The 6,122-nt window shown below is 59.2% G+C and carries 8 protein-coding genes and 1 pseudogene; 4 read left to right on the top strand and 5 right to left on the bottom strand.

All coding sequences use genetic code 11. The annotated features are described in order from the left end of the window. The 4 genes and pseudogenes from AB4043_RS11315 to AB4043_RS11300 form a co-directional block, all read right to left on the bottom strand. Nucleotides 1-303: pseudogene (locus AB4043_RS11315) on the bottom strand (magnesium chelatase); the annotation flags it as partial. A 45-nt stretch (nucleotides 304-348) separates the two neighbouring features. Then, on the bottom strand, nucleotides 349-1,071 hold the full coding sequence (locus AB4043_RS11310) for an MgtC/SapB family protein (RefSeq protein ID WP_442299109.1): 723 nt from the start codon (nucleotides 1,069-1,071) through the stop codon (nucleotides 349-351). Nucleotides 1,072-1,133: 62 nt separating this feature from the next. Continuing rightward, a complete protein-coding gene (locus tag AB4043_RS11305) occupies nucleotides 1,134-1,442 on the bottom strand; it encodes a tetratricopeptide repeat protein (protein ID WP_442299110.1) in 309 nt (102 codons plus the stop codon). 18 nt (nucleotides 1,443-1,460) lie between these two features. Next, nucleotides 1,461-2,417 (bottom strand): quinone oxidoreductase family protein, encoded by a 957-nt coding sequence (locus AB4043_RS11300; protein ID WP_442299111.1) that lies wholly within the window; start codon nucleotides 2,415-2,417, stop codon nucleotides 1,461-1,463. 75 nt (nucleotides 2,418-2,492) lie between these two features. On the opposite strand from AB4043_RS11300, the gene AB4043_RS11295 reads away from it, so the two are divergent. Together AB4043_RS11295 and AB4043_RS11290 are read left to right on the top strand one after the other, a co-directional pair. Then, complete coding sequence (locus AB4043_RS11295) at nucleotides 2,493-3,014, top strand: acyl-CoA thioesterase (protein WP_442299112.1); 522 nt, start codon at nucleotides 2,493-2,495, stop codon at nucleotides 3,012-3,014. A 35-nt stretch (nucleotides 3,015-3,049) separates the two neighbouring features. Then, on the top strand, nucleotides 3,050-3,883 hold the full coding sequence (locus AB4043_RS11290; RefSeq protein WP_442299113.1) for an Mrp/NBP35 family ATP-binding protein: 834 nt from the start codon (nucleotides 3,050-3,052) through the stop codon (nucleotides 3,881-3,883). Here AB4043_RS11290 and AB4043_RS11285 read toward each other — a convergent pair. Continuing rightward, on the bottom strand, nucleotides 3,880-4,302 hold the full coding sequence (locus tag AB4043_RS11285; protein ID WP_442299114.1) for a hypothetical protein: 423 nt from the start codon (nucleotides 4,300-4,302) through the stop codon (nucleotides 3,880-3,882). The two genes, AB4043_RS11290 and AB4043_RS11285, sit on opposite strands and share 4 nt — an antisense overlap. Nucleotides 4,303-4,453: 151 nt before the next feature. Here AB4043_RS11285 and hrcA point away from each other — a divergent pair, with 151 nt between their 5' ends. Both hrcA and grpE read left to right on the top strand, forming a co-directional pair. Beyond that, the gene (hrcA, locus tag AB4043_RS11280; protein WP_442299115.1) at nucleotides 4,454-5,521 is read left to right on the top strand and encodes a heat-inducible transcriptional repressor HrcA; all 1,068 of its coding nucleotides are present in this window, start codon (nucleotides 4,454-4,456) and stop codon (nucleotides 5,519-5,521) included. Nucleotides 5,522-5,555: 34 nt separating this feature from the next. Then, the gene (gene grpE, locus AB4043_RS11275) at nucleotides 5,556-6,086 is read left to right on the top strand and encodes a nucleotide exchange factor GrpE (RefSeq protein ID WP_442299116.1); all 531 of its coding nucleotides are present in this window, start codon (nucleotides 5,556-5,558) and stop codon (nucleotides 6,084-6,086) included. Nucleotides 6,087-6,122: the final 36 nt, after the last annotated feature.

Below are 6,122 nucleotides of genomic sequence, written 5' to 3'. Positions count from 1 at the left end.
GCCGGCGACATAGGGGATGACAGGATCCAGCAGGCCGGTCAACGCGCGCAGGAGACGGCTCTTGGCCTGACCGCGCAGACCGAGAAGGATAAAGTTATGCCGCGACAGCACGGCATTCACAATCTGCGGAACGACGGTGTCTTCGTAGCCAACGATGCCGGGAAAGATAGTCTCCCGGGAGCGCAGGCGTGCAATCAGGTTTTCGCGCAACTCGTCCTTGACGGAGCGGTTCACGCGCTCCGGAGTCCATTCGCTCGTCTTCAGCGCTCCAAGGGTCAGGGGCAGATTCGTCGGTACCGGCATGCCTCAAGTATAGGCTTCATGCATCGGAGCAGTCTTACTCTTCCCCTACTCTTCCCAGGAGAAGGTCTGAAGCCCCGGAAGGGCGCGAAGTTCGGTGAACGGTCTGGGTGTATGCGGCTGGTGTCCCCCTCTGGTATTCCAGGTGACGTCGCATCGCAACGTAGTGATTCCGTTGACCTGATCGTGCATCACGTGCCAACGGTCCGCTCTGAATCCTGTCGAGGCCAGCAGGAACATCACCTCGGTCTCGATGGTCGGTGTGTACGTAATCGATACCGCTAATGTCCCGCGATGCTTTCGTGGCAGTACGTCATCGAGGTAGCGCAGCAGCCAAAGGATGATGAGCGCGATGACAGAACCGATGCTGGCCAGCGCGAGCTGGCCGAGACCGAACAGGATGCCCAGGACGGTGACGATCCAGATAGTCGCCGCCGTCGTGAGACCCGTGATGAAGTTGTCGCGGCGGACAATCGCACCCGCGCCGATGAAGCCGATGCCGGTCAAAATGCCGAGTGGCAAACGCATCGGGTCGACCTGGACAAAGGAGTTGAGGGCCTTACCTACAGTCGGCAGAACCAGATTCGCCTGCAACGCGGCGAGAGTCGCCGCCAGGCAGACCAGCATGATGGTGCGGAGTCCTGCGGGGTGCGAACGTTCATCGCGATTGAAGCCAATCCCTGCGGAAGCCAGAGCAGCCAGTCCCAGGCGCAACGCGACATCCGTCCACGTCACCACAGGAGACATTACAGGCAGTTGGACAGCAAGCATGGCCACCATGCTAACCGAGGTGGGCTGTTCGCGATAGACGAAAGAGTTGCAGCAACTATGTCTTAGGGAAGGTCTGCCAGCAGCCCGGAGAGCTCTGAGAGGGCGTGCGCATTGCCGGTCTTCTCCGCTGCCGCCAGGCCTGCTTCGAGCCGTTCGCGCGCCTCACTGTAGCGGCCCAGCTTGATCAGTGTTTGTGCCGCCATCTGATGTCCGGGAACGTAATCAGGCTGGTGCTCACGCAATGCCTGAAATTCACGGAGGGCAGTCTCCGTATCCCCTTTGCCCAGATGCTCCATGGCGAGTCCATAGCGTGCGAAGGCGTTGGCGGGGTCCTGGGTGAGAATCTCGGTCAGTGCGGCAATCTTGTCCATGAGGTTAGTTTAGCGAGCCTAAGGCCGAAGAACGACACGCGGCTCGTTCGGCTCAGCCCATGCACTGGCCACTTCTTCCAGCGGACGCGTTACGAACTTCGTTTGAAAGGGCTTTTTGCTGCAGGCTTCAAAGAACTGTTTGATGGCGATGCGGAGCTCATCCATTGAGGCTGAACCGAAGCCTGAGCCCAACAACTCAACTCCGCTGGAACGAAGATGCGATGCAGGTAGTGTGATCGCCGGTCCGGCCGATGAGCCAATCTGAATAAACCGGATGCGTGGAGCGTGATGTGAGAGGCCCTTATGCGCAATGGCGCCAAGCATGGCCTCCGCGGGCGCTCCCCACAGATAATCGAGGACGACATCGACGCCGTTGTTGGCGATCTCATTCCTGAAGGCCTCGATAAGGTCTTCAGGCGGAAGCGTCAGAGAGATCGTCGCGTCTGCACCGAGCGTCGTGAGCTCTTCCAGCGCCGCCGCATTTCTGCCGCAGGCAACGACCCGCCGCGCGCCAAGATGTTTTGCGATCTGCACGGCGAGCTGTCCTGCCGCGCCGGTAGCGCCGAGGATCAGCACTGACTCGCCCGGTTGAAACTTCGCACGCATGGTCAATGCTGCCCATGACGACATCGCAGGGTTTGCGGCTGCAGCAGCGAAGCCGTCGTCCACACTCTCCGGAAGGTCGATCATGAAGTCGGCGCCCAGGGTGTACTGAGCCATCGATCCGAAGGGTGGGCGGGCAATACCGAAGAAGACGCGTCTGCCGTCAGGTGTCGTTCCTACGCCGTCTACGCCCGGAATAAACGGAAACTTTCCGGTACTGCCATAGTGCGTTCCGTTGGCAAGCGCCTTCACGACGGGGTGAACTCCGGCCGCCGCTACCTTGATCAGGGTCTCGTTCTCAGAAGGAACGGGATCCTGAAAGTCGTCGAAAGCTGGCAACTGGGTGTACGACGTGACGAGAGCGCATTTCATATATCTAGCTTGATGCATCCAGAGAGCATTTGGGTCAAAAGAAAACGAAACCGGCTACGGCGGTAAACTATTGCTATGCAAGAGAAGCGACAGCGTAAGGTCGTCGAAAGTCAGGCCGAGCGCAGCGAAGTGATCTTTCCCGCCGATGCAAATGGTCTCGGCAACCTCTTCGGCGGACGTCTGATGCAGTTTATCGACCTGGTAGGCGCAGTTGCCGCCTATCGGCACGCGCGAGCGACAACAGTCGTCACCGCAAGTATGGACTCGCTCGATTTTGTCGCGCCTGTCCACGTAGGCGAGGTGCTGATTCTGAGGGCGAGCGTCAATCGTGCCTTCCGTACCTCCATGGAGGTCGGTGTCAAAGCGATGGTGGAAGATCCGAAGACCGGCGAGCTCCGTCACGTCTCCTCGGCGTACCTCACCTACGTGGCCGTGGACGAGACGGGCCATCCCGTCGCGGTGGACTGCATCCTTCCTGAGACGGAGCATCAGAAACGCCGCTATGAGGATGCCCTGAAGCGGCGCGAAGCGCGCAGCGGCGAAACGGAGCGAAAGAAGCGCGTCCGCAAAAGTCTTGAAACCGGCTGGTATCTCTAACCGCCGTAACCGAAAGAGATTTGGGAGTCGACCATATGGGACACATGGGACATGGCGCGCCTCAGGGCCCGCAAAGATTGCCTGGAATTGCCAACGTCATTGCCATCGGAAGCGGTAAGGGTGGCGTAGGAAAAACCACAACCAGCGTGAACCTGGCCATCGCGCTTGCGAAGCTCGGATATCGTGTCGGCCTGGTGGATGCCGATATCTATGGTCCGAATGTGCCCATCATGCTGGGCACACAGCGCCAGCCGAACGTAGTCGGTGAGAACCGCATTGAGCCTATCCAGGCGCACGGGGTTAAGTTCATCTCCATCGGTCTCATCTCGCCCGGCGACAAGCCGATGGTGATGCGCGGACCGATGCTGCACCAGATCATCCGTCAGTTTCTGCAGCAGGTGGAGTGGGGTGAGCTGGACTACCTGGTGGTCGATCTGCCCCCGGGAACCGGCGACGTTGTGATCTCGCTGGTGCAGACGGTGCCTCTTACTGGTGCTGTGGTGGTCTCCACCGGCTCCAGCGTTGCGCTGCAGGACGCGCGTAAGGCGCTGGAGATGTTCCATCAGGTGAATGTCGAAGTGCTCGGTATGGTCGAGAACATGAGCCAGATGCGGATGCCCGACGGCAGCATGCTGGACGTTTTCGGAGCCGGCGGAACCGAGCAGACAGCACGGCAGTTCGGTCTGCCGTTCCTGGGCAGCGTCGATCTCGATCCCGAGATTCGCTCGAGCGGAGACCGCGGTCTTCCCGTGGCTCTCGGAGGCGAGGCCTCCGAACGTGCAAAGGGCTTCTATGAGATCGCCCGCAATGTCATCGCACGTGCCGCCGAAGTCAGCGCCAAGTCTGACGACGTGCTGGAGATCACCTAGAAGAGACCGTCTGCTGTTCCGTAGACCTGCCAGGAGTCCCAATGTCCCCAGTTGGCCACGCACACGATGGTTAGCAGGATCACGACGAGCGGAAGCATTGGGCTGCGGCGCAGCAGTTTCGGATCCAGTAGCACGGAACCGATACACAGAACCAGCAGGAAGATCGAGGCCAGAAAGCTGTATTGCGGCGACAGGATAAAGCCTGCCGCGACGATTTCCGCGACTCCGACCATGCGGCGGGCCAGTCTGTCTGTTCCTGACGAGTAGTCCAGAAGCTGCAGTGCTCCATCGGTACGCCGGAACTCTGAAACGCCGGCAACGAAGAAGATGAGGCAGCAGACGATTTGAAGAACGGGAATCAGCGTACGGGCATGGGAACCTGAGACCAGGGTGGCAAGTATAAGAGCGCAGGCAGTCATAAAGGCACGGCCAGAGCTGTGGCTCCTGCCGGAGTTTTCCTTGAAGTGCAGTATGTAAAGGCTTGATTTAGAGCGAGTATACCCGGGGTGCCTCTTTTGACGAAGGTATTTTTGTGCGGAAATAGTTCACAATAGGAGTATGGGGCAGGGTGTGACCGCAAACCTCTCTCTCCGCAAGCTGGCCGTGCTTACGGCCATCGTGGAAGAGTATGTTTCATCGGGCGAGCCGGTCTCGTCCCAGACCGTTGTGCGGAATGCCATCGGTGAGATCGCAGGCCTTAGCTCCGCGACCATTCGCAATCTGATGGCCGATCTCTCCGACGATGGTCTGCTGGAACAGCCACACACATCCGCCGGACGCATTCCTACCGCCTCCGGATTCCGTGTCTATGTGGAACGTATCCGCTCTGGACAGGCAACCTTGCTTGAGCAGTCACGTGTCGCGATCGATCAGCAGTTGCAGGGAGTCGGTAATACCCAGAACTTTCTGGAACGCACCAGCCGGGTCCTCGCCGCGCTCTCCAGTGGTGTTGGTATCGCGTTTGCCAGCGCGCGGATCAGCGACCAGTTGGAGCACATCTATTTCTCGCGCCTGGGCTCCGGCCGTGTGATGGCTGTCGTCGTAACCCGGCCGGGTGTTGTGCGTGATCGCATGCTGACGGTAAGTCACGATCTCACTGTCGCCGACCTGGAACTCGCGGCGAGCTATCTGAATGAAAACTTTCGCGGATGGACGCTTGACGTCATTCGAGAAGAGCTGGGACTTCGCATTGAATCCGAGCGCAGCGAATACCACCAGCTTCTTGCCCGCGTGAACGAGCTCTGGGGCCAGGCACTGCCATCCGGCGAGACCGTGGTGCAGACCGTATACGTGGATGGCGTTGCCAATCTGGTGGCCAGCCATTCGGATAGAGATCGTCTACGCGCCATGATGCAGGCGCTCGAGACCAAACAGCGGTTGATTGATCTGTTGAACGCATACATTGACGCGCAGCAGAAGAGCGTTCGCGTCATCTTCGATCTGGAAGAGCATGCTCCCGGAATGGAGGGGTTGGTCCTGGTGGCAGCTCCTGCATCGGTAGCCGGGGAAACCCGGGGAGCACTGGCCGTCATCGGACCCCAACGAATGCGTTACGAGCAGACGATGGGCGCCGTCAGCTACGTCGCGCATCTCTTTGACCGGATGCTCCACACCGGCGGCACCACAGAGTTGCCCTGATGCGAGAGAATAGATGAGAAGGATTTTCAGGAATATGAGTCAAGAAACTGAGATGCAGGATCAGGCGGTAGCTGCTCCCGTGGAAGGAACCGAAACTGCCACCGCGGCCGAGCTGGAGACAGTGAAGGCTGAGCGTGACAGCCTGGTGGATCGTCTTGCCCGGCTGCAGGCGGAGTTCGATAACTTCCGCAAACGTGAAGCCAAAGAGCGGTCGGAGTTCCGGGACTATGCCGTCTCGAACGCCGTAGAACACTTTCTGCCGGTGCTGGATAACTTCCAGCTTGCGCTGAAGTCGCAGGGAAATGCGGAGCAGCTTCGTTCCGGTGTCGAGTTGATTCTGAAGCAGATGGAAGAGGCGTTGAAGGCGCTGGGGGTTACCCCGGTCGAGACCGTCGGAGCGCAGTTCGACCCGCGCTTCCATGAGGCCCTGGGTTCGGTTGAAACTTCCGAGTATCCCGATCATCAGGTACTTGAGGAAGTGCGGCGCGGATACCGCATCAAAGATAAACTGCTGCGCCCGGCGATGGTAAAGATCGCCGTCAATCATGCGCAGGTAAACGACTGAGCAAGTCTCCTAATGGCGTAGAGCTGAGTCTGGACT

This window comes from Terriglobus sp. YAF25, assembly GCF_052113305.1.
Taxonomy (GTDB): Bacteria; Acidobacteriota; Terriglobia; order Terriglobales; family Acidobacteriaceae; genus Terriglobus.
The sequence above is the reverse complement of the archived record's forward strand: the minus strand, read 5'-3'. Positions and strand labels throughout refer to the sequence as shown.

Bases quoted from the DNA above. Each gene is read 5' to 3' on its own strand.
- AB4043_RS11310 (WP_442299109.1), bottom strand. From the start codon at position 1,071: ATGCTTGCTGTCCAACTGCCTGTAATGTCTCCTGTGGTGACGTGGACG.
- AB4043_RS11305 (WP_442299110.1), bottom strand. From the start codon at position 1,442: ATGGACAAGATTGCCGCACTGACCGAGATTCTCACCCAGGACCCCGCC.
- AB4043_RS11300 (WP_442299111.1), bottom strand. From the start codon at position 2,417: ATGAAATGCGCTCTCGTCACGTCGTACACCCAGTTGCCAGCTTTCGAC.
- AB4043_RS11295 (WP_442299112.1), top strand. From the start codon at position 2,493: ATGCAAGAGAAGCGACAGCGTAAGGTCGTCGAAAGTCAGGCCGAGCGC.
- AB4043_RS11290 (WP_442299113.1), top strand. From the start codon at position 3,050: ATGGGACACATGGGACATGGCGCGCCTCAGGGCCCGCAAAGATTGCCT.
- AB4043_RS11285 (WP_442299114.1), bottom strand. From the start codon at position 4,302: ATGACTGCCTGCGCTCTTATACTTGCCACCCTGGTCTCAGGTTCCCAT.
- grpE (WP_442299116.1), top strand. From the start codon at position 5,556: ATGAGTCAAGAAACTGAGATGCAGGATCAGGCGGTAGCTGCTCCCGTG.